Source organism: Bhargavaea sp. CC-171006, from assembly GCF_009761675.1.
Classification (GTDB): Bacteria; Bacillota; Bacilli; order Bacillales_A; family Planococcaceae; genus Bhargavaea; species Bhargavaea changchunensis.
Window position 1 is genome coordinate 129,272 of sequence record NZ_QUZH01000006.1, and the last position, 23,333, is coordinate 152,604.

At 52.2% G+C, this 23,333-nt stretch carries 24 protein-coding genes; 11 read left to right on the forward strand and 13 right to left on the reverse strand.

What is annotated here, in order from left to right; all coding sequences use genetic code 11:
* The first annotated feature begins 17 nt into the window (after nt 1–17).
* On the forward strand, nt 18–224 hold the full coding sequence (locus tag DZC51_RS03295) for a hypothetical protein (protein ID WP_157293947.1): 207 nt from the start codon (nt 18–20) through the stop codon (nt 222–224).
* Between the two features lie 41 nt (nt 225–265).
* Here the strand turns inward: DZC51_RS03295 and mnhG are convergent, their stop codons facing one another.
* The 8 genes from mnhG to DZC51_RS03335 form a co-directional block, all read right to left on the reverse strand.
* The gene (gene mnhG, locus DZC51_RS03300; protein ID WP_157293948.1) at nt 266–622 is read right to left on the reverse strand and encodes a monovalent cation/H(+) antiporter subunit G; all 357 of its coding nucleotides are present in this window, start codon (nt 620–622) and stop codon (nt 266–268) included.
* Nucleotides 606–887 carry a Na(+)/H(+) antiporter subunit F1 gene (locus DZC51_RS03305; RefSeq protein ID WP_157293949.1) on the reverse strand — a complete coding sequence of 94 codons (282 nt, stop codon included), beginning with the start codon at nt 885–887 and terminating at the stop codon, nt 606–608. Before DZC51_RS03305 ends, mnhG begins: the two co-directional genes overlap by 17 nt.
* Nucleotides 884–1,363, reverse strand: coding sequence for a Na+/H+ antiporter subunit E (locus DZC51_RS03310; protein WP_157293950.1), 480 nt, complete (start codon nt 1,361–1,363; stop codon nt 884–886). The genes DZC51_RS03305 and DZC51_RS03310 overlap by 4 nt, the downstream gene beginning before the upstream one ends.
* A gap of 7 nt (nt 1,364–1,370) precedes the next feature.
* Nucleotides 1,371–2,852: a Na+/H+ antiporter subunit D gene (locus tag DZC51_RS03315; protein ID WP_157293951.1), complete on the reverse strand. Its 1,482-nt coding sequence runs from the start codon at nt 2,850–2,852 to the stop codon at nt 1,371–1,373.
* Nucleotides 2,845–3,186, reverse strand: a complete 342-nt coding sequence (locus tag DZC51_RS03320) for a Na(+)/H(+) antiporter subunit C (protein WP_157293952.1) — start codon at nt 3,184–3,186, stop codon at nt 2,845–2,847. Before DZC51_RS03320 ends, DZC51_RS03315 begins: the two co-directional genes overlap by 8 nt.
* Nucleotides 3,186–3,608 carry a Na(+)/H(+) antiporter subunit B gene (locus DZC51_RS03325; protein ID WP_157293953.1) on the reverse strand — a complete coding sequence of 141 codons (423 nt, stop codon included), beginning with the start codon at nt 3,606–3,608 and terminating at the stop codon, nt 3,186–3,188. The genes DZC51_RS03320 and DZC51_RS03325 overlap by 1 nt, the downstream gene beginning before the upstream one ends.
* Nucleotides 3,595–6,012, reverse strand: a complete 2,418-nt coding sequence (locus DZC51_RS03330) for a Na+/H+ antiporter subunit A (RefSeq protein ID WP_157293954.1) — start codon at nt 6,010–6,012, stop codon at nt 3,595–3,597. Before DZC51_RS03330 ends, DZC51_RS03325 begins: the two co-directional genes overlap by 14 nt.
* A gap of 268 nt (nt 6,013–6,280) precedes the next feature.
* Complete coding sequence (locus tag DZC51_RS03335) at nt 6,281–7,513, reverse strand: MFS transporter (RefSeq protein ID WP_157293955.1); 1,233 nt, start codon at nt 7,511–7,513, stop codon at nt 6,281–6,283.
* Nucleotides 7,514–7,679: 166 nt separating this feature from the next.
* Between DZC51_RS03335 and DZC51_RS03340 the strand changes: the two genes are divergently transcribed.
* The 3 genes from DZC51_RS03340 to DZC51_RS03350 all read left to right on the forward strand — a co-directional run bounded on the left by DZC51_RS03340 (nt 7,680) and on the right by DZC51_RS03350 (nt 8,912).
* Complete coding sequence (locus DZC51_RS03340) at nt 7,680–8,270, forward strand: peptidylprolyl isomerase (protein ID WP_157293956.1); 591 nt, start codon at nt 7,680–7,682, stop codon at nt 8,268–8,270.
* 38 nt (nt 8,271–8,308) lie between these two features.
* Entirely contained in the window at nt 8,309–8,521 is a 213-nt protein-coding gene (locus tag DZC51_RS03345; RefSeq protein ID WP_157293957.1) for a hypothetical protein, read from the forward strand.
* A gap of 130 nt (nt 8,522–8,651) precedes the next feature.
* Nucleotides 8,652–8,912 (forward strand): DUF1871 family protein, encoded by a 261-nt coding sequence (locus DZC51_RS03350; RefSeq protein WP_157293958.1) that lies wholly within the window; start codon nt 8,652–8,654, stop codon nt 8,910–8,912.
* A 42-nt stretch (nt 8,913–8,954) separates the two neighbouring features.
* On the opposite strand, the gene DZC51_RS03355 is transcribed toward DZC51_RS03350, so the two are convergent.
* Nucleotides 8,955–10,283 carry a sodium-dependent transporter gene (locus DZC51_RS03355; RefSeq protein ID WP_157293959.1) on the reverse strand — a complete coding sequence of 443 codons (1,329 nt, stop codon included), beginning with the start codon at nt 10,281–10,283 and terminating at the stop codon, nt 8,955–8,957.
* Nucleotides 10,284–10,433: 150 nt separating this feature from the next.
* Between DZC51_RS03355 and DZC51_RS03360 the strand changes: the two genes are divergently transcribed.
* Nucleotides 10,434–12,512, forward strand: a complete 2,079-nt coding sequence (locus tag DZC51_RS03360; protein WP_157293960.1) for a hypothetical protein — start codon at nt 10,434–10,436, stop codon at nt 12,510–12,512.
* Nucleotides 12,513–12,607: 95 nt separating this feature from the next.
* A complete protein-coding gene (gene yugI / locus DZC51_RS03365; RefSeq protein ID WP_157293961.1) occupies nt 12,608–12,979 on the forward strand; it encodes a S1 domain-containing post-transcriptional regulator GSP13 in 372 nt (123 codons plus the stop codon).
* Nucleotides 12,980–13,056: 77 nt separating this feature from the next.
* Here the strand turns inward: yugI and DZC51_RS03370 are convergent, their stop codons facing one another.
* Complete coding sequence (locus tag DZC51_RS03370; protein WP_157293962.1) at nt 13,057–14,370, reverse strand: sigma 54-interacting transcriptional regulator; 1,314 nt, start codon at nt 14,368–14,370, stop codon at nt 13,057–13,059.
* Between the two features lie 143 nt (nt 14,371–14,513).
* Here DZC51_RS03370 and pruA point away from each other — a divergent pair, with 143 nt between their 5' ends.
* The 3 genes from pruA (at nt 14,514) to DZC51_RS03385 (ending at nt 18,684) form a co-directional block, all read left to right on the forward strand.
* On the forward strand, nt 14,514–16,058 hold the full coding sequence (gene pruA, locus DZC51_RS03375) for an L-glutamate gamma-semialdehyde dehydrogenase (RefSeq protein ID WP_157293963.1): 1,545 nt from the start codon (nt 14,514–14,516) through the stop codon (nt 16,056–16,058).
* A gap of 85 nt (nt 16,059–16,143) precedes the next feature.
* Nucleotides 16,144–17,337, forward strand: a complete 1,194-nt coding sequence (locus tag DZC51_RS03380; RefSeq protein WP_157293964.1) for an ornithine--oxo-acid transaminase — start codon at nt 16,144–16,146, stop codon at nt 17,335–17,337.
* 102 nt (nt 17,338–17,439) lie between these two features.
* On the forward strand, nt 17,440–18,684 hold the full coding sequence (locus tag DZC51_RS03385; protein ID WP_157293965.1) for a Glu/Leu/Phe/Val family dehydrogenase: 1,245 nt from the start codon (nt 17,440–17,442) through the stop codon (nt 18,682–18,684).
* Between the two features lie 44 nt (nt 18,685–18,728).
* Here the strand turns inward: DZC51_RS03385 and DZC51_RS03390 are convergent, their stop codons facing one another.
* Nucleotides 18,729–19,001, reverse strand: coding sequence for a DUF378 domain-containing protein (locus DZC51_RS03390; protein WP_157293966.1), 273 nt, complete (start codon nt 18,999–19,001; stop codon nt 18,729–18,731).
* Between the two features lie 122 nt (nt 19,002–19,123).
* Between DZC51_RS03390 and DZC51_RS03395 the strand changes: the two genes are divergently transcribed.
* The gene (locus tag DZC51_RS03395; RefSeq protein ID WP_157293967.1) at nt 19,124–20,293 is read left to right on the forward strand and encodes an iron-containing alcohol dehydrogenase; all 1,170 of its coding nucleotides are present in this window, start codon (nt 19,124–19,126) and stop codon (nt 20,291–20,293) included.
* 46 nt (nt 20,294–20,339) lie between these two features.
* On the opposite strand, the gene DZC51_RS03400 is transcribed toward DZC51_RS03395, so the two are convergent.
* Both DZC51_RS03400 and DZC51_RS03405 read right to left on the reverse strand, forming a co-directional pair.
* Nucleotides 20,340–21,341, reverse strand: coding sequence for a cation diffusion facilitator family transporter (locus DZC51_RS03400; protein ID WP_157293968.1), 1,002 nt, complete (start codon nt 21,339–21,341; stop codon nt 20,340–20,342).
* A 13-nt stretch (nt 21,342–21,354) separates the two neighbouring features.
* On the reverse strand, nt 21,355–22,083 hold the full coding sequence (locus tag DZC51_RS03405) for an MgtC/SapB family protein (RefSeq protein WP_157293969.1): 729 nt from the start codon (nt 22,081–22,083) through the stop codon (nt 21,355–21,357).
* A gap of 128 nt (nt 22,084–22,211) precedes the next feature.
* Between DZC51_RS03405 and DZC51_RS03410 the strand changes: the two genes are divergently transcribed.
* The gene (locus DZC51_RS03410) at nt 22,212–23,114 is read left to right on the forward strand and encodes a DMT family transporter (RefSeq protein WP_157293970.1); all 903 of its coding nucleotides are present in this window, start codon (nt 22,212–22,214) and stop codon (nt 23,112–23,114) included.
* Nucleotides 23,115–23,333: the final 219 nt, after the last annotated feature.

Here is a 23,333-nt window from a genome sequence, read left to right on the forward strand (position 1 = left end):
GGAAAGGGGGGAGGCTAATGCCTCGTTACCATCGCTATCCCAACTGGAGAGGAGGAAGCGGATTGTTCTTTGGACCGTTTCTCGGAGGATTCGCAGGAAGCCTGCTCGGAGACCTGTTCTGGTCCGGAGGCCGTTATCCATACTATGGCGGCTATAGAGGCTATCCTTACTACGGCGGCTATGGGCCTTATCCATTCTATGGAGGGTACCCGTATTATTGGTAATTCAAAAAAAGACTTCTGCGAAATCCGCAGAAGTCTTTTAATTATTTGGTTTCCGATTGACGGATATCTTCCGCCAGCTCATCTTTGACGGTCAGCTCACTCGGCTTGACGCCGGCAAAGTAGGCGGCCCGTGCCATCATATGCCCCCCGACGGGAGCGGTGATGAAGAGAAAGAGGATTCCGAGGAGGATCCTCGGGTTGAAGTGATCCTCTACCAGCCAGAAGTGCAGAAAGACGGAGAGCAGGATTCCCAGCACCCCCACCGTGGAACTCTTTGAAGCCGCGTGTGCACGGGTGTAGGGGTCGGGAAACCGGTGCAGTCCGACCGCCGTTACAAGGGTGAAGACGACACCGACAATCAATGGTATTGCCACGATAAGATTAATCAGAATCTCCACGGTCGAAAACCTCTCCTTTCTCTATGAACTTGGAGAAGGCGACCGTCCCGATAAAGGACAGGATGGCGAGCAGCAGGATGATCTCCAGATAAAGGTTCGTTCCGACAAGGACTGACAGCAGGGCGATTACAGATATGAGTGTGACGCCCATGGCATCCAACGCGATGACGCGGTCCGGGGCGGTGGGTCCTTTGATCAGGCGGTACACGAACAGGGCCATGGAGACAACAATCAGGACAAGGGATACCCAAAACAGGATAGTCAAGGCCGGCTCACCTCCATAATGGCTTTCTCGAACGAATCCCGTATGGACGCGACTGCCTCGTCCACATCGTCAATATGAAGCGTATGGACATAAAGAGTCTTTTTGTCTTCCGAGACGTTCATGACAATCGTGCCCGGCGTCAGGGTGATCAATGCCGACAACAGGGTGATCTCCCAGTCGTTCGTCAGCTTCGTCGGGTATCGGAAGATGGCGGGCTGGATACCAAGTTTCGGTTTGATGACAAGCATGAACACCTGGACATTGGCCAGCCACAGTTCTTTGAAGAACAAAAGCACCAGTTTGATGATAGACCAGATCCGCTTGATGTAGACGGGCCCCGGGAAGAAGCGGCGCATCATCAGGATCAGCAGCAGACCAAGTAACCATCCAATGATGAATGTGGATGCATCGAATGAATTAAGTATGAACATCCAGGTGAATGCCAGGATGAAGTTAAGCAAAATTTGAAAGGCCATGATCCATCTACTCCTTTAACACCGCATCGATATAGATCGATGGCTGGTGGAGGATTTCCGCGGCATCCCACATGAGCGGACGGAGCCATTCCGTGCCGACCCCGTACATGACGGTCAGGGCGGTCACGATAACGGCCGGGATGAGAAGGCCGCGGTAAACACCCGCCGTAGTCCCTTTGACCGGTTTCGGCTCTCCCCAGAACGCATGGATGAAGATTCGGATGACAGATAGCAGAACGAGCAGGCTGGATGCCAGGATAATAATCCCGCCCCATAGGTTGTCAGCCTCGAATGCACCTTGCACGATCAGGAGTTTTCCGAAAAAGCCGCTGAGCGGCGGGATGCCCGCCAGGCCGAACGCTGCGATGAGCCATGTCCAGGCCAGGCCGGGATAAGTCTTCATAAGACCGCCCATTTCCCTTAAATTCGATGTGCCGGTAATGGCGATAATGACACCAATGAGCATGAAGAGCCCCGCTTTGATCAGCATGTCATGGATCAGGTAGAACACCGCGCCTTCCAGTCCGGCCATGTTCATCTGAGCCACACCGAATAGGATGACCCCTACAGCGATGATGATATTGTAAATCACGATCTGTTTCAGGTCATAGTAGGCGAGCGCTCCGATGCAACCGGCAATGACTGTGAGAACCGCAAGGATCATCAGCAATTCATGGGTGAAGCCCGGATCATGAGGGAACAGCAGCGTAACAGTCCTCATAATCGCATAGACGCCAACTTTCGTAAGCAATGCCCCGAACAGGGCGAGCACCGGTACTGGCGGTGCCGCATACGAGCTGGGCAGCCAGAAATAAAGCGGGAAGATGGCGCCCTTGAGTCCAAAGACAAGAATCAGCATCACGGCGATGACAGTGAGAATTCCGCTTTGGCCGATTTCCGAGACCTTTGCCGAGATGTCGGCCATGTTGAGTGTCCCGGTTACAGAGTACAGCATCGCGACCGTAGTCACGAAGAATGCAGAAGAGACAATGTTCACGAGTATGTATTTGATCGATTCCCGGAGCTGACGTTTCTCGCCGCCCAGAACAATCAGGACATAAGACGCCATGAGGAGCACTTCAAAGAAGACGAACATATTGAAAATATCGCCTGTTGTGAAGGCACCGTTCACGCCTGTCAGCATGAACATCATCGCAGAATAGTACAGGTTTTTTTCCCGGCCTTTGCCGATGGATCTGAAGCTGTAGAAAACGATCGCCAGAGTGATCAGGTTAGAAGTCAGCACAAGTCCCGCTGATAGCGGATCCGACACCATCGTGATGCCGAAAGGCGCTGGCCAGCTTCCCAGTGTGACCGCCTGGACCCCGTCCCGAAGCACAACCGAGACGAGCACTGTTGAGGCGATGACGGAAGCGATCATGCCCGTGACGGTGACCGCCCGCTGTGCGGTGATCCGCTTCGGGAAGAACAGAAGGATCATGGCCGTCAGGAACGGGATCAGGACCGGAAATAACAGGAGGTTAGTCATGTTCGTCATTTCCTTTCAGTAAAGTCATATTGTCCGTCTCGAGTTCCTGGTACGCGCGGTATGCCATCACGAGGAACAGCGCCGTTACACCGAAACTGATGACAATCGCCGTCAGGATAAGAGCCTGGGGAAGGGGATCCACGAAATCCGTCACCCCGTCCGCAAGAACCGGGGGAGCGGAGCCCTCGAAGCCTCCCATTGTCAGGATGAGCAGATGCGCCCCGTGGCTCAACAGGCCGGTTCCGATGATGACCCGGAGCAGGCTCCTGGACAGAAGCAGATAAACGGCGGCCATAAAGAGAAAGCCGATGATGACCGACATGAGAATTTCCATTAGTCATCACTTCCAATCGAAAGAATGATATTCATCGTCGCGCCGACAACGACCAGGTAGACCCCGAGGTCAAACAGCATGGCCGAGTGAAGGGAGGTTTCCCCGAACAGCGGCAGCTTGAAGTAATCGTACGCGTGGGTGAAAAACGGGACATCGAACAGAATGGATGCAGACGCAGTTCCGAGTGCAAGGATGAGTCCGATTCCGATGATGACCGTGTAGTTGAAAGGCAGTGCCTTTTTGACCGTACGGATATCGAAAGCCAAGAGCAGAAGGACGAGTGCCGATGCGGTCAGCAGGCCGCCGACAAACCCTCCTCCTGGTGTGTAGTGGCCCGCAAAGAAGATATGGATCGCAAACAGGAAGATTATGAAAAACACGACTTTTGTCGTCGTCTGGATGATGACATCACTGTTTTTCACCGGAATCCCCCTTTCGTGTGAGACGGAGGCGGATCAGGCCGAGAATCCCGATCGCCGCTATGGACAGGACGGCAATTTCAAATAGCGTATCAAAACCACGATAGTCAACAAGGATGACGTTGACTATGTTTCCGCCGCCCGCTTCAGAATAGACCGTGTCTTTGTAATACTGCGATATGGACGGCAATGCTTTCTGTGATGCGGAAGACATCGCAAGCAGGGCCATCATGAGGCCGACCGCAGCGGCGATCAGCGCATTGCCGACACGGAACTTCCGTTTTTCGTCATGCCGGCTCATCTTCGGAAGGTGATAGAACGCCAACAGGTAGAGGGCGACAGATACGGTTTCGATGACGAGCTGGGTCAGCGCAAGATCCGGCGCCTTGAAGGTGACGAACAGGAGAGCGACCACATAGCCTGCCGCTCCAAGAGCGATGATGGCCGTCAGGCGCTTTCGGGCGACAAGTGTCGTTACAACAGAGGCGACGAGTACAAGCAGCAGTCCGACTTCCGCAGGTCCGATCGGCGCAGTTCCCTCAAAGGAGACTTGGAACGCATCTTTCGCGATCATCGAACCAAGCACGATGATGACAATTCCGGAGAACATATAGATCAGGTAGCTCCGGATCTGTCCGTCCATATAGGAGCGGGACAGGCGGTTCATGCCGCTTTCTGCGAAATACATGGAGGAATCATAGAACTTGTTGAGTGTCAGGTACTCAGGGAAGGCCCGGTAAAGTCCTTGCCATTTCGGCAGGAGCCAGTAAAGGACCAGTCCTGCGATGACAATGCCGATTGTCATCATCAGTTCAGGCGTGACATGGCCGTGCCAGGCGGCTACATGGACATCAACATCTGCCGGAGAGTTGTACATAAATGGCTGCACGGCAGCAACTGCGGGTTTGACGATCCAGTCCCCGATAAAATTCGGAACGAAGAAGATGGCTACGACAATCAGGCCAAGCACTGCCGGAGAGACAAGCATGCCTGCAGGTGCCTCATGTGCCGATTTCGGCAGCAGATCCGGCTTGTGTTTTCCTGTGAACGTACGCAATACAAAATAGAAGCTGTAAATGAACGTGAACACGCTGGCAATCCATGCAACCACCAGAAGCACGGTTCCCCAGGAAGCAGGAGCGAACAGGTCAAGTTCTCCCAAACTCAGCATTCCTGTCAGGAATAGTTCCTTGCTCAGGAAGCCACCGAACGGAGGCAGACCCGCCATGGAAAGGGAACCGACCAGGGCGATTGTGAAAGTAACGGGCATGAGGGCCATGAGGCCGCCAAGCTTCCGGATATCACGGGTACCCGTTTCATGGTCCACGATACCCGCAATCATAAACAGGCTGCCCTTGAATGCGGCATGGTTCACGAGGTGGAAGATAGCGGCGAAGCCGGCGTACTTGAACATTGTTTCTGCAGCACCATCCACGTGGAAAGCAGCTGCGGCCGCACCCAGCAGGGACATGATCAGCCCCAGCTGACTGACAGTCGAGAAAGCCAGAATGCCTTTCAGGTCAGTCTGCTTCACCGCAAAGAAGGATCCCCAGAACAGGGTGAGCACACCGATTGAAGTCACTAGCCACACCCAGATTTCAGATGCCGCAAAAATTGGCGTGAAGCGCGCAACCAGATAGAGACCCGCTTTGACCATGGTCGCGGAGTGGAGATACGCACTGACCGGAGTAGGCGCTTCCATCGCGTCCGGAAGCCAGATATAGAACGGGAACTGGGCGGATTTTGTGAACGCCCCCAGAAGGAGGAGTACTAGTGCCCATGTGAAAAGAGAATGTTCTGCTAATTCGGGGGCCATTGATACGAGTTCGCGAACCGAGAATGTTCCTCCCATGATGTAAAGAAGAACGAAGCCCCCGAGCATCATGAGACCGCCAAAGACAGTGATCAACATTGATTTGAGCGCACCAAAGCGCGACTTGTCCCTCGTATACCAGTAACCGATAAGCAGGAACGACGAAATCGACGTCAGTTCCCAAAAACCGTAGAGGGCGATCATGTTGTCTGACTGGACGACCCCTAGCATGGCCGTCATGAACATGAGCAGGTAGACGTAGAAGTTACCGAGCCTTTCCTTTTCCTTATCAAGGTAGAAAATCGAATAAAGAACCACCAAAGATCCAATTCCCGTGATAAGTAGTGAGAAAAGCAGACTAAGGCCGTCTATGTATGAAGTGAGTGTAATACCATATGACGGAATCCAGGCCAATTCACCTATATGGACCCCGCCGTCTTTCACTTGGGGCAGGAAGCCCAAATAGTAGATAAACAGCAACACCGGCACGGCAAGCACGAACCAGCCGGTATGGATACCCCGCAGCCGGTTTGCCAGGAATGGGACGAACAGAGCGGCTATGACCGGTGCGAATAACAACAGCACGGATATCAAGAATGTTCCTCCTTTCAATAGTGGTGATCCGATAGTTATTCGGTAAATAGGTAACAGGACTAATTATAACCCAATTGTAAAGCGGTTGCATTGAAGAAACTGGGGCTATTCACCGATTGCAGTACCTTGGAACCGAGTTCTTCCTATATTAAAAAAGCTCCAGAAAAACCACAGTGAAATCTTTTTGAACATCACACAAATAAAAACGTCGCGCAGCAAATGCTGCGCGACGTCATTCACTTGATATGGAGTTGCAGAACTACAGTCATTAGTGCGGATGCAGCATCTCCTGCCGCTCCAGCACATCCTCGAAATCCTCTTTCGGACGCTTCCTGGTGAAGTGAAGGGAGACTAATGCAATCAGGAACAGGGCCGCCGTTACATAGAAGACGGAGGAGATGCCGATAAAGCCGCTCACGATTCCCCCGAACATCGGGCCGATGATGTTCCCGAAAAAGCGGAAGCTGGTATTGTAGCCAAGCACTTCACCTTGGATATCTACAGGTGCTTCTCTCCGGATCAGGGCGGTGGTGACCGGTATGAGACCGCCGATCGAAACCCCGAACAGCAGGCGCAGGATGATCAGTTGCCAAAGATTTGTGACGAGAGCCTGCGGAATCATGAATATAAAGGTCAGCAACAGCAGCACAGTCAAGACCCGCTCATACCCATGGTTGTCGCCGAGCTGCCCCCATTTCCTGGCGAAGAGAAGGTTGCCGACACCTGCGGCGCTGAAGGTGAGGCCCGCAAGAAATGCCACCTGGTCGGCTTCCGTGAGTTCAGCGACGTAGAGGGAAAGAAGGGGCTGGATGCTGAAATTGCCGATCTGGATCAGCGCCGTGATAATCATGACGTTCAGCATGAGACGATGGGAGAGTATGGAACGCACGATGGTGTTTCTGGAATAGACATGATCTCGGTTCTTCTTTTCTTTTTTCTGTTCCTTGATTCCGAATGTCACGATCAAGGCGGCGATGAAGATGGCGGCGGAAGAGATGATAAAGGCCAATTCGAACCCGAAAGAATCAGCCAGCAGGCCACCGAGCGCCGGTCCGAAAAGAGTTCCGGAAACGCTGCCCATCTGGAGTGTGCCAAGTGTCTTGCCGGCTTGGCCTTTTGCGGTATGGGCACTAATGAAGGCAAGGGATGTCGGGATGAAGCCCGTCACAACACCCATTGCCAGCCGGAGAAAGAAGAACGTGTACACATCGTCGACAAACCCCATCATGAACATGAACGCCGAAATACCGAAGGCGTTGATCATGAGAATCGGCTTAAAGCCGTACCTGTCACCGATCCGTCCCCAGATTGGAGACATGATAAATGCCGACACGAATGTTGCGCCAAAGATGAGGCCAGCCCACTTTTGTACAAAGGCATCGGAGTGACTGCCGAATGTGTCAATGTACAGGGACAGGAATGGCATGATCATGGTCATCGTTCCCGCGACCAGGAAGTTGGTCACCAGGATGATGATAAAGTTGCGTTTTTGTATTGACATCTATCGAACGTCCTTTTTAGCACTTAGTATCCCCATTATAAAGCATTTCGTAACCCGAAAAAAGTGTCATGACTTATTCATCGTTTTCCCTCCGGCCAGTATGTTACACTTATGAACATACTGAACCTCCTGTGCCGTCCGGTGCTGGGAGAAAAGGAGAGATACGATGTTTCCTCAACTGGCGAACGAAGCTGCAGAAAATGAAGCACTTGCAATCATTCATACAAACCATGGCGAGATGAAGGTGAAGCTGTTCCCCGAACAGGCACCGAAAACGGTAGAGAACTTCCTTACACATGCCGAGAACGGCTACTATGACGGAATTATCTTCCACCGCATTATTCCGGACTTCATGATCCAGGGCGGCGATCCGACCGGAACAGGCATGGGCGGAGAAAGCATCTACGGCTCCACTTTCGAAGACGAGTTCTCGCCGGAGCTGTTCAATCTCCGTGGAGCTCTCTCTATGGCAAATGCAGGACCGGGAACGAACGGAAGCCAGTTCTTCATCGTACAGGCAAAACGCGTCCCTTCCCAGATGCTCAGCCAGCTGGAGGGAGCAGGCTTCCCGAAAGAAATCATCGAAGCTTACGCAGAAAAAGGCGGCACGCCTTGGCTTGACCAGCGCCATACCGTATTCGGCCAGGTAGTCGAAGGCCTGGATGTTGTCGATGAGATTGCAGGCGTCAAAACAGGTGCCCAAGACAAGCCTGTTGAGGATGTAGTCATCCAGTCGATTGAAATTCTGAAAAAGTAACTCTGAACCCGGAATCCACATTAAGGAAGTGAGTCATCATGAAAACGGTTCTTCTCATGCCGTTCCTTTATTTTCCGGAAGACAAGACCCTTTATATACCGGCAGTAGCGTCATTGCTTGTCTGCATGTTCCTTTGCTACCTGGCTTTTCGCTGGATCAAAAAGAAATCCGCCGAACAGGAAAAAGCGACACATGAACTCGAGCAGCGCATTCTGGCCGAACGGAATGCAAAACAGCCGCCCTCTCATTGAGGCCGGCTGTTTTTATGTACGAGGTTCAGGCTGGCCAAAATACGATCCAAAATTTCTCCCTTTCTTTTTTTAATGGCTGTGCTATTATAGCTAATAATCATTCAAAGAACTGAAAAATAGGTGAGTACTGTTGGATACCATCGAAATCAATCATTTTGCGGCGGATCTTCTGGATCGGTGGGACCCGTTCAATCAGGGGCCGGGTGCATACGAGACTGAGATTGCCGACGTCATTGCTGCTCTCCATGATGCCGCCCATCCGTCCGAATTGGCGGAACGGATCCGTCTGATTTATGAGCATTCCTATGAACTTTGGATCCCGCATGAGGCCTGCATGGACATCTCCTATAAGCTGATCGCGCTCAAATACGGGGCAGGATGTCCGCTATAATGAAAAAACCGCCGAGTTGGCGGTTTTTTTTCATGTGTTTGCTCATCCCCAAATAGTAGAGATGAAAACCAATATGATGGCAAGCGGGCAAACATAGCGGACGAGGAGCCGCCAGGCGGACGCCTGGAATCCGGAACCTCCGAGTTCTTCTTCGGTAATCTGGCGGGACAGATAGTAACCTGCAAACAGGGAGATGAAGAATGCGCCGATCGGCATGCCGAACTTGGAGACAATTGTGTCTGCCAGATCGAAGAAAGACAGGCCGAACACCTTCACATCCGATAGGATCCCGAATGACAGGGCGCTTGGAATGCCGACCAGAAAGACGATCAGCCCGTAAAGGAACGCAGCGCCTCTGCGCCGTTCATATTTGTTCCGGATGCCGATCGACACAGTAATCTCGAGCATCGCAATACTGGAAGTCAATGTCGCGAATAGCATCAGGATAAAGAACAGCAGCATGAACAGGAAGCCCAGCGGCATCGATTCGAAAATGGCCGGCAGGATGACGAAGACAAGTCCTGGCCCTTCCGCCGGTGATCCGCCGAAAGCGAAGACAGCAGGGAAGATGACAAGGCCCGCGAGAATGGAGATGAAGATGTTCAGGACCGCCACACTCCAGCCGGATTTCATGAGGTTCTCATCTTTCGGCAAATAGGACGCATATGTAATCATGCTGCCGATCCCGACACTTAACGAGAAGAAGGCCTGTCCAAGTGCCAGAAGGGCTGTTTCTCCGTTTAAGTAAGAGAAATCTGGCACGAACATAAATCGGATTCCTTCCATCGCTCCGTCGAGCGTGAGGGAGCGGATGGCCAGGATGATGAAGAAGATGAACAGCATCGGCATCATCCATTTGCTCGCCCGCTCGATGCCTCCCTTGATGCCTCGTGACACGATCCAGATCGTCAGGAACATGAAGACGGCCTGGGCAAGGAGTGCCTCACCCGGTCTGGCGATGATCGAATCAAACAGAGCTCCAAAGTCCTGAGGATTTCCGCCTCCGAACAGATAAGCGACTGAGCGCACCAGATATGACAGGATCCACCCGCCGACCACGCTATAGAAGGACAGCACGATAATGGACATTGCAAAACCGACAAATCCGAAAATCGGCCATGCCGTTCCGGGTGCCAACCGGCGGAAGGTTGTGACGACGTCTGCCTGACCGCGCCGGCCTATCAGAAATTCCGCAATCAGGATCGGGAGGCCGATCAGGAATGTACTGAGGATAAACAGCAATATGAAGATGCTGCCGCCGTTCGTACCGGCCATATATGGGAACTTCCAGATGGCCCCGAGGCCGATGGCACTGCCGGCCGCTGCCAGGATGAATCCGATCTTGGAAGTCCAATTTTCTCGATTTGACATAAATAGTTGATCCCTCCGAAAACTGATTCCCCCATTGTACAACATGTTGCCCAAAAAGAAAGTCCGACCATGTAACCAATCGGAAATGCACAAATCAAAATACGGTGGATTTGGTATAATAAAGGAAGAAGCATGAAGAGGGTGTGGGAAATGGGGGAAAAAGAAAAAGGGACGAGGGCGTTGTACAAGGCGCATGACTTAGAACAATCACTTAACTGCTTTCTCCACCAGGCGGGGGTGCCATACGAGAGGGTAGGGGAGATTGCAGAGAAGGCAATCGGGAAGGCAGAGGAAGAACAGACTGACGGAGCGGATCCGCGTGTGATTTTGTTCAGGGCTGCCGCAAGATTGATAGCAGATCCACCTGATGGGGAGGAGGATCAAGAGCTTTTCCGGTTTCAAGAAGACGAACAGCTTAATCGGGAGATCCGCAATCTGCCTGTTGGAGTCAGACTGCCGTTTGTCCTGATCAGACTTCATGATTTCGGCGCTGCAGAAACGGGTTCCATTTGCCGGATGACAGCCGATGAGGCACGGACGGCAGCGGAGACGGGTGACCGGATGCTCACAGAAGCTGATCCGGATCGGGATCTTGACCGGCAGCTCAGTCTGCTGCGTCGTGCCTATGGCCGCATCCGCTATCCGGAACCCGTGGCCCATCAGCCAGAGACTCCGGCCTTGGCTGAACAAGAAAAAGACCGATCCAAGGGAGTACGCTTGTGGGCAGCAGGAGCCGGGCTTCTTGCCACAGTCGGCCTCCTGATCGCTGCGGCGTTCATCCTCCCGGTACAGGCTGGGCCTGTTGATGCCGCATATGTAAAGAAGCTGGAGACCCGTTTCGATGAAGAGAAAGCACGGTTCCAGGAAAAGATTGGTGCGCAAGACATGGATATGATGGATTTGTTAACGATACAGGAAGGAAAGTCGGAGTTCAGTCTGTTCATCTCAAGACTTGACCGTGCCGTACAGAAAGGTCAAGCACCGGCAAAGAAGGAGGCGAACGAGGAGCTGGCAGAAATCTTGGATGTGTTTGACCTTCCTTCCGAGATGGCCATGCAGCTCAGTGAACAGCCGATTAATCATGATCAATTAAAGAGCAGGGAATATGTACGCGTATTTGAGATGCGGAAACAGGAAATGGCAATGATCTTCTCAAACCGATTAATGGAACACATGAATTTTATAGAGGCGGCAATTCATGGCGAGAAATTTGATAAAGAAGGCTTCCTCGCCAATACCGATGAATATCCCGAATCCCTCCGGTACGCTCTGCAGCTGATGGAGCAAGAAGGCTACGAATTGTCGGAAGAAATCATTCGTTTTGGGGATCAGGTATATGTGATTCCCGAAAAACTGCCGACCCTTGGAGAACATGCGGATGGACTGGAAGAGTCGGTAGCAAGTGTAATAAGGGTGGCTGAAAGGGTGCCTCTGCAGAAAATCTCTGATCATGAGCCGGTTGTACTGGAAGAAACACTCCTCGAACTGGAAGAAATGGCCGGTGATAGGAACACAAGTGATCAGTGGAGAATGCCGGAAGAATTGGCTGTTCATTATTTTGGGGAATTCGTGTTTGGAGGTGAAAGCGGCAGGGTGTTCGGAGAAGACGGAACAGTATTGGCGGAACGGAGGGAGCTCTGGAAGCGACTGGCCGGACGGCCAGAGTCTCCTTCCGGAAAATTACTGGAGCCGGTCGTGGCTGAAATGGAAAAGACCGGATGGAAGCGGTCGAAGTCTTATGATCATCTGGTAACAGCAAGTTATCAATCTGCACTGAAAAGTGCGCGTGAAGGGCATGACCGATATTCAGAAATAGACAATCATGTTTTTCTGGATGGTTCTTTCGGAAACTCTGATTTTCGGGTAAGGACGGAAACTTTGTATCGGGACCTGACGGCTGCTGGGGATCGGTCACTGCTATCGGACACCACTCCGGTCATGGTGGCTGCGCTCGCACTAATTGCTGCAGACAGGGGAGACGTCACAATCATGGAATTGCTTTCTGCAGATGGGAATGCGGCCAATCTAACATGGTTATCGGAAAAAGGATTGACAGAAGCGATTGAAGAAGTCCATCTTTCATTTCATGAAGACGACGTTGTTCCCCATGAGACCGGCGTAAGTGTACCGGTCAGGGTCGATACATTCTCCGGTTTCGAACAGAAGCAGATTTGGCTGACTCTCACCCCTGAAGGCCTCTGGCTTGTAGACCGCCAGGACGCCCCGTAATCCCGACCGCTTTTTGCCGTAAGCACTCCCGTATGGTATAATTTGCAATGGCCAAATGGCAGATTCGTAAATCAAAGCGATTGGGAGCGGTATTTATGGCAAGCAACTATCAAGCGGGAGATGTGGTGACCGGGAAGGTCGCAGGCATCCAGCCATATGGGGCATTTATCGCCCTGGACAAGGACACGCAAGGCCTCGTCCACATTTCGGAAATCACTTACGGTTTCGTCAAGGACGTCAATGACTATCTGACGGTAGGGGAAGAAGTGAAAGTAAAGGTGCTCGACGTTGATGAGAAGGCAGGGAAAATCAGCCTCTCGCTCCGCGCTCTTCAGGAACGTCCGCAGACACGGAGGGAGGACCGTCCGAGGAAATCTCTTCAGGACCGCATCGATGAACGGGAACCGGACGGTTTCAATACGCTCCGCGACAAACTGCAGGACTGGATCCGTCAGTCCGGACAATAATCGAAAAAAGCAAGGAAGCCTATCCGGTATGAACCGGACGCTTCCTTGCTTTTTTATTTTCAGAGAAGGAGTTTTCTTCATTGGCCATTCCGGATTTTCTTCAGGTGATACTGCAGATTCTGGCGGCTCATTCCGAGTGCGTGCGCCGCTTTCGTGACATTGCCTTCGAATACATTCATCACTTTCGACAAATAATAATCCTCTGCTTCACGGAGGTAAGTATCCAAGGGAAGAAACTCTTGGCCCTCGCTCATCACGAAGTCCTGCGGCCGCTTGGCAGGAGAGAATTCCTCCTGTACCTTCAGTTTAAAATGGTGGGGCAGGAGATCTTGTGAAATCTCGGTCTCCGTCGTAAGGAGCGAAGTGATCTCTTCGAGAAGCAGTTCGACTTCCTTCAGGTTTCCCGGCCAAGTATACGAGTCGAATGTTTCCCTGACTTCCGAAGATAGCCCTCTTACTGCAGAACCGAAGCGCCTGCGGTGGCGTTCCAGGTAATCGTCGATGAATGGCCACAAGTCGTCCATCCGCTTTCTGAGCGGCGGGATATAGATCGTGATGGACGAAAAGAAATAGTAGAGACCCTTCAATAACGATCCGTTTGCAATCAGATCAAATGCATCCCCGCCGATGCTGGCGATGTACTGCCTGGAATCATCCCCGAGAGACTCAAGTTCCCTGAGCAGTTCTTCTTGCAGTTTTATGGGCATCAGGTCAATCCGGTCACAGAAAACGGTACAGGTCTCTTCCTTGCTGATCGCTTTCATCGTCCGGTGGATGTCTGCAGAGTCCAAACCAGGGCAGAAGAGGGTGTAGTAAGGGCTCCCGGCATTTGCCGAACCATTATGCATGGCACCTGCTAGCAGATCCTTCCCGGTGCCGGTTTCCCCGGTGAGTAAAACAGGAAGATCCGCATCAGCCGCTTTTTTTGCCGTGGCGATCACGGATTTCATCGTTTCGCTTTCAGCCGAGATGGAAGCGAACGTGACGTTCTCATCGTAGGTCCGGAGCGGCTGGTGGACGAATTTTTCCAGCGCGGTCACATCCCGGGCCAGTTCCACGGCGCCGATCATTCCTTCCGGCCCGATCACCGGATAGGTGTCATTCACTGTGGTGATTTCCTGTCCGTTCCGGTTCCAGTAAGTCTGTTTGACATTCCGGACCGGCTCTCCACTCCTGATGACTTTCATAAGCGTGCTCTCCTCCTGGCCGAACCGGAACATATCCAGCACACTCCGGTCGGCCAGGTCGTCGAGGTCGAGTCCTTCGATTTGCTTCATTTTCTCGTTGTAGATGACGGTCCTTCCATTCATGTCAACGGCGTGGATGCCGAGAGCGGCATGTTCCACGGCGAATTCGTAGAAGGGCCATAGCGAGTCTTTTTCGATAGACATGGTCCACCTCAAAATAGTTTTTTGCGTTTTTCAAATGATTAAGACTTGAAATTCGCAATGATCTTTTGCATTATTATAAGTGTGAAACGAAAAGAGCGCAAATATTTTTAGCGTCTCGAACATAATCAGGAGGAGGAGTTCAATTGATTCCTTACAAACATGAGCCACTTACGGACTTTTCGAATGAAGAAAACCGATCTGCGTACGAGCAAGGGTTCAAGGTAGTAAAAGAGTACCTTGGTCAGGAAATTCCGCTCATCATCGGCGGTGAACGCATCTACACGGATGATAAGATGGAAAACTTCAACCCATCCAACCGTGAAGAGATAATCGGATACGTTTCGAAGGCGACCCAGGAGCATGCTGAAAAAGCGATGCAGGTTGCACAAGAGACGTTCAAGACCTGGAAAAAGGTGAAGCCTGAAGTCCGTGCAGATGTCCTTTTCCGTGCTGCAGCAATAGCACGCCGCCGCAAGTTCGAACTCTCGGCGCTTCTTTCCAAAGAAGCCGGCAAGCCTTGGCCTGAGGCGGATGCTGACGTGGCTGAGGGAATCGACTTCCTGGAATATTACGGACGTCAGATGGTCGCAATGAAGGATGGTGTTCCGATTGCGCAACGTCCGGGCGAAGACAACCGCTTCAATTACATTCCTCTGGGAGTCGGTGTCGTCATCTCCCCTTGGAACTTTGCTTTCGCCATCATGGCGGGAACAGCGGTTGCTGCAGCTGTTACGGGGAATACGGTTCTCCTGAAGCCGGCATCCAATACATCGGTTATCGCCTATAAGTTCGTCGAGCTCATGGAACAGGCAGGTCTTCCTGCGGGCGTCATCAACTTTGTTCCGGGATCCAGCCGCGATATTGGCGACTACCTGGTCGATCACCCGAAAACCCGCTTCGTCAGCTTCACGGGCTCCCGCGAAGTGGGCGTACGCATCTTTGAGCGCGCAGCGAAAGTACAAGAAGGACAGATCTGGCTCAAGCGTGTCATCGCGGAAATGGGCGGCAAGGATACAATCGTCGTTGACAGCGATGCTGACCTTGAACTGGCGGCACAGTCGATCGTCAAGTCCGCGTTCGGCTTCAGTGGCCAGAAATGTTCGGCATGTTCGCGCGCGGTCATCGTGAGCGACGTCTACGATCAGGTTCTTGACCGTGTGACGGAACTGACGAAAGAACTGACAGTCGGCGATCCGGAAGACTACAACAACTTCATGGGGCCTGTCATTGACAAGGGATCCTACGACAAGATCCTCGATTACGTAGAAATCGGCAAGGAAGAAGGCCGTCTCGTTCTCGGAGGCACCGGCGACGACTCCAAAGGCTACTTCGTCAACCCGACGATTTTCGCGGATGTTGATCCGGAAGCACGCATCATGAAGGAAGAGATCTTCGGACCGGTTGTGGCCTTCGCAAAGGCAAAAGACTTTGACGAAGCGATCGACATTGCCAACAACACCGACTACGGCCTGACAGGTGCGGTGATTTCAAACAACCGTTTCCACCTGGAAAAAGCACGCGAGGACTTCCACGTCGGAAACCTCTACTTTAACCGCGGCTGCACGGCTGCAGTTGTCGGCTATCAGCCATTCGGCGGATTCAACATGTCCGGAACCGATTCGAAAGCGGGCGGACCTGACTACCTTGCTCTTCATATGCAGGCGAAGACCGTTTCGGAGATGCACTGATCGCCGGAATAGGATTATACTAGTAACAATTTGAGGCGGACCGCTCAATGTGAGTCCGCCTTTTATATGAGGGAGGATGAGAAGGATGACAAAGACACAGCAGATCATTGAACAGACGGACAAGTATGGGGCAAGAAACTACAATCCGCTGCCGATCGTTATTTCCGAAGCAGAAGGGGTTTGGGTAAAGGATCCTGAAGGAAATAAGTATATGGATATGCTTTCCGCCTATTCCGCGGTGAACCAGGGCCACCGACACCCGAAAATCATCCAGGCACTGAAGGACCAGGCAGACAGGGTGACGCTGACATCGCGTGCATTCCACAACGACCAGTTGGCGCCATGGTATGAAAAAGTCAGCACACTTACCGGCAAAGGCATGGTCCTGCCGATGAACACCGGAGCAGAGGCAGTCGAAACTGCTTTCAAGGCGGCTCGCCGCTGGGCTTACGATGTAAAAGGTGTCGAAGAGGGCAAGGCCGAAATCATCGTCTGCAACGGCAATTTCCATGGCCGTACGATGACTGCTGTATCGATGTCATCCGATCCTGAATATCAGCGCGGCTTCGGCCCGATGCTGCCGGGCATCGTCCATATCGATTACGGCGATCTCGAAGCACTAAAAAGCGCTGTTAACGGAAATACCGCCGCAATCATCCTCGAGCCGATCCAGGGCGAGGCGGGCATCATCATCCCGCGTGAAGGCTTCCTTAAAGAAGCACGAGAATTCTGCCGCGAAAACAACGTTCTCTTCATCGCGGACGAAATCCAGGCCGGGCTGGCCCGCACAGGCAAAATGTTCGCATGCGAGTGGGAAGGTGTAGACCCGGATATGTATATTCTCGGCAAGGCACTTGGGGGCGGAGTGTTCCCGATTTCTTGCGTTGCTGCAGACAAGGATGTTCTGGGTGTATTCAATCCGGGTTCCCACGGCTCGACATTCGGTGGAAATCCGATGGCTTGCGCAGTCTCAATCGCTTCGCTCGAAGTGCTTGAGGAAGAGAATCTGGCGGACAAGGCTCTTGAACTCGGTGAATACTTCATGGCCGAACTGAGCAAAATCGACAACACGGACATCAAGGAAGTACGCGGCCGCGGGCTCTTTATCGGAGTCGAGCTGCATTCCGATGCACGTCCATACTGCGAGAAGCTGAAAGAACTCGGCCTGCTCTGCAAGGAAACGCATGACACGGTCATCCGTTTCGCTCCACCGCTCGTCATCTCCAAAGAAGAGATTGACTGGGCACTCGGCAAAATCCGCGAAGTATTTGCGGCATAAACTTTGTGTATGAATTGTGAACTTGAGCCGACAACAAACCGTTGATCTATGTTACAATGTTGCCGAGCATCCTATTATGATTTAAAGAGGCGAATCAATACCATGAGCGAGAACACAAATCTTGTTACCTCCACACAGAAAGTAATCCATGAAGCACTGGATAAATTGGGCTACGATGAAGGCATGTACGAACTGCTTAAAGAGCCGATCCGCATGACGGAAGTCCGCATTCCGATCCGTATGGACGACAATAAAGTCAAGGTCTTCACGGGTTACCGCGCACAGCACAACGATGCCGTCGGTCCGACAAAGGGCGGCGTGCGTTTCCACCCGGGCGTGTCGGCTGATGAGGTCCGCGCGCTGTCGATGTGGATGACGATGAAAGCCGGAATTGTTGACCTGCCATATGGCGGCGGCAAGGGAGGCATCATTTGCGATCCCCGTGAAATGTCCATGGGAGAACTTGAGCGCCTTAGCCGCGGATATGTCCGTGCGCTCAGCCAGGTGATGGGACCTGCAAAGGATATCCCTGCGCCTGACGTTATGACAAACGCTCAGATCATGGCTTGGATGATGGATGAATACAGCCGGATTGACGAGTTCAACTCCCCGGGCTTCATCACGGGCAAGCCAATCGTTCTTGGCGGTTCACAGGGACGTGACCGCGCAACTGCTGAAGGTGTCATCATCTCGATCCGTGAAGCGGCAAAGCGCATCGGCATCGAAGTCGAAGGCGCGCGTGTCATCATTCAGGGCTTCGGCAACGCCGGAAGCTACCTCTCCAAGTTCCTCCACGATGCCGGTGCGAAAGTCATCGCGATCTCGGATGCCTACGGAGCGCTTCATAACCCGGACGGCCTGGATATCGACTATCTTCTTGACCGCCGTGACAGCTTCGGTACGGTGACGACTCTGTTCGAAGACACAATCACGAACGATGAGATGTTCAAGCTGGACTGTGACATCCTCGTTCCTGCAGCGCTTGAGAACCAGCTCCATGAAGGCAATGCAAACGACATCAAGGCGAAAATCGTCGTCGAAGCAGCCAACGGAGCTTCCACTTCCGAAGCCACAAAAATCATGACTGACCGCGGAATCTTCCTTGTGCCTGACGTTCTTGCAAGTGCCGGCGGTGTCACGGTATCTTACTTTGAATGGGTCCAGAACAATCAGGGCTATTACTGGACCGAGGAAGAGGTTCATGAAAAGCTTTACCAGAAGATGACCGAGGCATTTGAAAATGTCTATAACACAGCCAAATCCCGCAACATTGATATGCGTCTCGCTGCATACATGGTCGGTATCCGCAGAACCGCGGAAGCTGCCCGTTTCCGCGGCTGGGCGTGAGGTAACAAGTCAGGACCGTCCCCGGATCGGGGACGGTCCATTTTTCATTTCTCTTCCATCATCCCTGCCGGCGGACGTGTCTGCCATTCGTACTCGTCCTGCTCAACCCGCAGGGGCCGTTCCGGCTCATCCCTGAACAGATAGCTGAGACTCACCAAGCCGCCAATTGCGACGAGGCCGTAGATGATGCGGGCCACGAGGGTATCTCTGCCGCCGGCCAATTCAGCAACGGCATCGAAATTGAACAGTGCCACGAGGCCCCAGTTAAGGGCACCGATGATGGTGAGAGCAAGAGCGATTTTGCGGAAAGTATCCATAATAGCGCCACCTCCTCTTATATAGGATGGACGCGCCATCTCAGGTTTATTCGCCGGATAGGTGCCGGAATAATGGAAAACATCGGTTCTTCGTGAGAAAATATACCGGAGGAGGCGAGGACATGAATTCATTCACATTTCAAAATCCGACAAAACTGATTTTCGGCGAAGGCCAGATTGAGACCCTGAAAAATGAATTGCCTATGTACGGAAAGAAGGTGCTCCTTGTGTACGGCGGGGGAAGCATCAAGCGAAACGGCGTCTATGATGATGTCATGCGCGTGCTTAATGAAATTGGTGCCGAGGTTCACGAACTGTCCGGCGTTGAACCTAACCCGCGTGTGACAACTGCCGCAAAGGGTGCCGCCATCTGCAAGGAGCAGGGAATCGACATCGTGCTTGCAGTAGGCGGGGGATCGGTCATCGACTGCTCCAAACTCATTGCCAGTGCTGCGAAATACGACGGGGATGCATGGGACCTCGTTACGAGAAAAGCGATCCCGAAAGAAGCGCTGCCGATCGGCGTGGTCCTGACCATTGCCGCGACGGGTTCCGAGATGAACGCGGGATCGGTCATTACAAATGAAGAGACACAGGAAAAGTACGGCTGGGGCGGCCCGCAGAACTTCCCCAAGTTCTCTATTCTTGACCCTGCCTATACGAAAAGTGTTCCGAAAGACCAGACCGTCTATGGCATCGTGGATATGATGTCCCATATATTCGAACAGTATTTCAACAATGCGGTCAACACGCCAGTACAGGATGAAATGTGTGAAGGGGTACTTAGAGCAATCATCCGCACGGCACCTAAGCTGATGGAAGATATGGAGAACACGGAACATCGCGGGACCATCATGTTCGCAGGGACCATAGCGCTCAACAAATTCCTTGAGATGGGCTACAGGGGAGACTGGGGAACGCATAATATCGAACATGCGGTTTCTGCAATCTATGATATCCCCCACGCAGGCGGGCTTGCGATCCTATTCCCCGAGTGGATGAAGTACAACATCCGCAAGGGGACCCGGCCGGAGCGCTTTGCGCAGCTGGCGGTCAATGTGTTCGGCGTCGATCCGGAAGGGAAGACAACCGAGGAAACTGCGCTTGAAGGTGTCGACAGGCTACGCAGTTTCTGGACGTCCATCGGGGCGCCGGAGCGTCTTGCCGACTACGGAATTGATGATAAAAACATTAGCCTGATGGCTGAAAAATCCTATTCAGGTGCTCCGGTTGGCCAATTCGCTGCACTTGAAAAAGAAGAAGTCGAAGCCGTCCTGAATAACAGCCTGTAATCAAAAAAGTTGCCGGTCCACAAGACCGGCAACTTTTTTCTGTGTCTTAATGCAATTTCTCAAGATCTTCCGGTGTCGGCCGAATGCCAAGACCTTCACGTTTCCAGGTTTTAATGCCATCGTCTTCGTCAAACGAGATGGTGACATCCGCAACATTCCGCTGACTTGCAATGAGATCAAGCAGCCGGTCACGGATATCGTCGACCTCATGGAACGGAAGGCTTTTATCGATTTCTGCGACAACCTCGACGTGAAGTGATTCCCCTTCTTTAATGACTTCCACTTTCTGAAGGTCACGAACATCTTTGTCTTCTGCCAAAAGGAAAGCGATATGGTTCAGCATTTCCTCATCTGTCTCTCCAATCGCTCCGCGGGCATTTTCGAGGAAGACAATACCGACGACGTAGAACATCATGGCACCGATCAGGACGGAGGCGACTCCTTCAGTCCAGCCCAGGCCGAAGAGTTTGGCCAGCACGACGGCAATGAGGGCAAGCAGACCGCCTGCCGTTGCGACGGTATCTTCCATAAAGACCAGTTTAGTCGCGGGGCGGGCATATTTTAGCTTGGTGAAGCTGGTTGTGACCGGCGCGAGCGGGCCGCCACTGATGCCGGCATCGTGAAGGATTTCCTTGCCTGCCTTGTACAGGACGAAGAATTCAAGAAGAGTAGCAATCAGGAGAATGGTAAAACTGATCCAGAAGCCGCTGGATTCGGTTGGATGGAAGATATGGTTCCAGCCTTCCTTGATCGTCTCGTAAGCCATGATCCCGACGATGACAACGGCAAACAGGCAGACAAGGTTGACGATCCGGCCGAAGCCATTCGGAAATCGCCGGGTCGGTGCTTTCTTGGATAATGCAGACCCCACATAAACGAAGTACTGGTTGGCCGCATCACCGAACGAGTGCATGGTCTCGGCAAAGAGCGCGACGTTTCCCGTGAAGAGGAAGCCGGCACCTTTCATAAGTGCTATGACTGTATTGACGACAGCTGCAAGAAGGGAAGGCTTGTTGCCTTGCTTCAGAAGTTTCCAGAATTCTTTCATTGTGCACCTCCGGTTATTGTGTTGCGGTCAGTTCTGCAGTCTGGATGTAATCCAGTTCATGGAGCCAGCTATATATTTCAGATGAGCTCACTTTCGGCTGCACGGACAACCGCAGCTCGACTTCGTGGGAGTTTCGCGGGAAGTCTTCATTGCTCAGCATTTTCATCCGGACATTTTCCGGATCCGCACTGTGTTCACCTAAATAGCGGATAAGTTCCTCGATATTATCCCTCCCGGCTACAACCGCGACCAGTGAATATTCTTTTAATCGAAGTCTTTTCGGACCCACAATATTCATGAGGGGAGGGAGGAACTCCACGCCAATCATGACGATTCCGACGGCTACAGCCGCTTCAACGTAGAAACCTGCCCCTACAGCAACCCCGATGCCTGCTGCACCCCAAATCATGGCCGCGGTTGTCAGACCGGTAATGTTGTCATTGTCCCGTTTCAGGATAACGCCCGCACCGAGAAAACCGATGCCGCTGACAATTTGTGCGGCCAGACGGAGCGGATCCATCGTGATGTTGATGTCGTCGCGTGCGGGGGTAGAGTAGGCCGTCTCAATTGAAATGATTGTAAGCAGACAGCTGAACGTGGCAATGACGACACTTGTTTTCAGCCCGACAGGCTTCCGCTTAAGCTCCCGCTCAATTCCGATGACCAGGCTGAGCAACCCCGAAAAACCCAGTTTGAAAAGAACACCGGTTTCGAGCAGAGGTGAATCGAACAAGTAATCCATATGATTCCCCCTTTTCCGTCAGCTATGGGCAGACGGAGCCAATTCTGTTAGGCTATAATCTGTATTCACTTCCCGGACTGCGGTGAAACGCCGGGAAAGACTTTTATATAAGAGAGAAGATGCACAAAGTGGAAAAACCGCCAATCCATCCATATATACCGATTATGGTCGGAGTGATCACTCTGGCTTTCTCGGCCATTTTCGTTAAGCTGGTATCTGCGGATGCAGGTATCACCGCATTTTACCGGATGCTGTTTTCAGTTCTAGTCATGGCGCCGGCCTTCCTGCTGAAGTACAGACATGAATTGAAACTAATTTCAAAAAGAGATTGGTTATTTTCAGTGATTGCAGGTGTGTTTCTGGCGTTTCATTTTATTCTATGGTTCGAATCACTGAATTACACATCGGTGGCAAGCTCAACAGTCCTCGTGACGCTCCAGCCAATCTTTGCTTTTGCGGGCACATATCTCTTCTTTAAAGAGAAACTTACGGTTAAAACCATTCTTTCCGGCCTGATTGCAATCGGTGGGAGTGTCCTCATCAGCTGGGGGGACTTCCGGCTGGGCGGGGAAGCGTTTTTCGGGGATATGCTGGCACTGGCTGCCTGCGCACTGATCACCGGTTATCTTTTGTTCGGCCAGGATGTCAGGAAGAGGATTTCCCTCATCACCTATACATTTATCGTTTACAGTGTGAGCACCATTGCAATCTTCTTCTATGTGATTGCAGCGGGCGAGAAGTTCGGCCCTTACCCGGCGATGGACTGGTTTTGGTTTGCAATGCTTGCAATACTGCCAAACCTGTTTGGACATACCCTGTTTAACTGGTCACTGCGCTATGTGAGTACAAACGTCATATCAATTGCCATTCTGTTTGAGCCGGTAGGCGCTGCATTGCTGGCTTACTACATTTTTAACGAGACCTTGATTTCGACTCAGGTCATAGGCGGGATTGTCGTACTGGCGGGAATCGCATTGTTTGTATTGGACGGGCGGAAAATCAGAAAACTCTTTCTTGGAAAAAGGGCTTGATTTCCGCCGGCCCTATCATGTATAGTTGTTCTTGTCCTTAAGGGGCAGGCCAAGCGGCCGAGAAAACTTGCTAAAAAAACTTCTTGACACTATGAAGACACGGTGTTATGATAGTAAAGTCGCCAAAAGCCAACAGGCAAGGCGCGGTGCAAGTTCCATGAACCTTGAAAACTGAACAGCAAAACGCTGATGAAATGTGTTCCCGGAACCCGACCCGTC

What these genes read in the sequence shown, in the direction of transcription:
- DZC51_RS03390 (WP_157293966.1), bottom strand. Translation starts at nt 19,001, where the DNA reads ATGGATACTTTCCGCAAAATCGCTCTTGCTCTCACCATCATCGGTGCC.
- DZC51_RS03320 (WP_157293952.1), bottom strand. Translation starts at nt 3,186, where the DNA reads ATGGAAATTCTCATGTCGGTCATCATCGGCTTTCTCTTTATGGCCGCC.
- DZC51_RS03360 (WP_157293960.1), top strand. Translation starts at nt 10,434, where the DNA reads ATGGGGGAAAAAGAAAAAGGGACGAGGGCGTTGTACAAGGCGCATGAC.
- yugI (WP_157293961.1), top strand. Translation starts at nt 12,608, where the DNA reads ATGGCAAGCAACTATCAAGCGGGAGATGTGGTGACCGGGAAGGTCGCA.
- DZC51_RS03310 (WP_157293950.1), bottom strand. Translation starts at nt 1,363, where the DNA reads ATGGCCTTTCAAATTTTGCTTAACTTCATCCTGGCATTCACCTGGATG.
- DZC51_RS03335 (WP_157293955.1), bottom strand. Translation starts at nt 7,513, where the DNA reads ATGTCAATACAAAAACGCAACTTTATCATCATCCTGGTGACCAACTTC.
- DZC51_RS03295 (WP_157293947.1), top strand. Translation starts at nt 18, where the DNA reads ATGCCTCGTTACCATCGCTATCCCAACTGGAGAGGAGGAAGCGGATTG.
- DZC51_RS03340 (WP_157293956.1), top strand. Translation starts at nt 7,680, where the DNA reads ATGTTTCCTCAACTGGCGAACGAAGCTGCAGAAAATGAAGCACTTGCA.
- DZC51_RS03345 (WP_157293957.1), top strand. Translation starts at nt 8,309, where the DNA reads ATGAAAACGGTTCTTCTCATGCCGTTCCTTTATTTTCCGGAAGACAAG.
- DZC51_RS03395 (WP_157293967.1), top strand. Translation starts at nt 19,124, where the DNA reads ATGAATTCATTCACATTTCAAAATCCGACAAAACTGATTTTCGGCGAA.
- DZC51_RS03385 (WP_157293965.1), top strand. Translation starts at nt 17,440, where the DNA reads ATGAGCGAGAACACAAATCTTGTTACCTCCACACAGAAAGTAATCCAT.
- DZC51_RS03315 (WP_157293951.1), bottom strand. Translation starts at nt 2,852, where the DNA reads ATGACTAACCTCCTGTTATTTCCGGTCCTGATCCCGTTCCTGACGGCC.
- DZC51_RS03355 (WP_157293959.1), bottom strand. Translation starts at nt 10,283, where the DNA reads ATGTCAAATCGAGAAAATTGGACTTCCAAGATCGGATTCATCCTGGCA.
- DZC51_RS03405 (WP_157293969.1), bottom strand. Translation starts at nt 22,083, where the DNA reads ATGGATTACTTGTTCGATTCACCTCTGCTCGAAACCGGTGTTCTTTTC.
- DZC51_RS03400 (WP_157293968.1), bottom strand. Translation starts at nt 21,341, where the DNA reads ATGAAAGAATTCTGGAAACTTCTGAAGCAAGGCAACAAGCCTTCCCTT.
- DZC51_RS03380 (WP_157293964.1), top strand. Translation starts at nt 16,144, where the DNA reads ATGACAAAGACACAGCAGATCATTGAACAGACGGACAAGTATGGGGCA.
- DZC51_RS03370 (WP_157293962.1), bottom strand. Translation starts at nt 14,370, where the DNA reads ATGTCTATCGAAAAAGACTCGCTATGGCCCTTCTACGAATTCGCCGTG.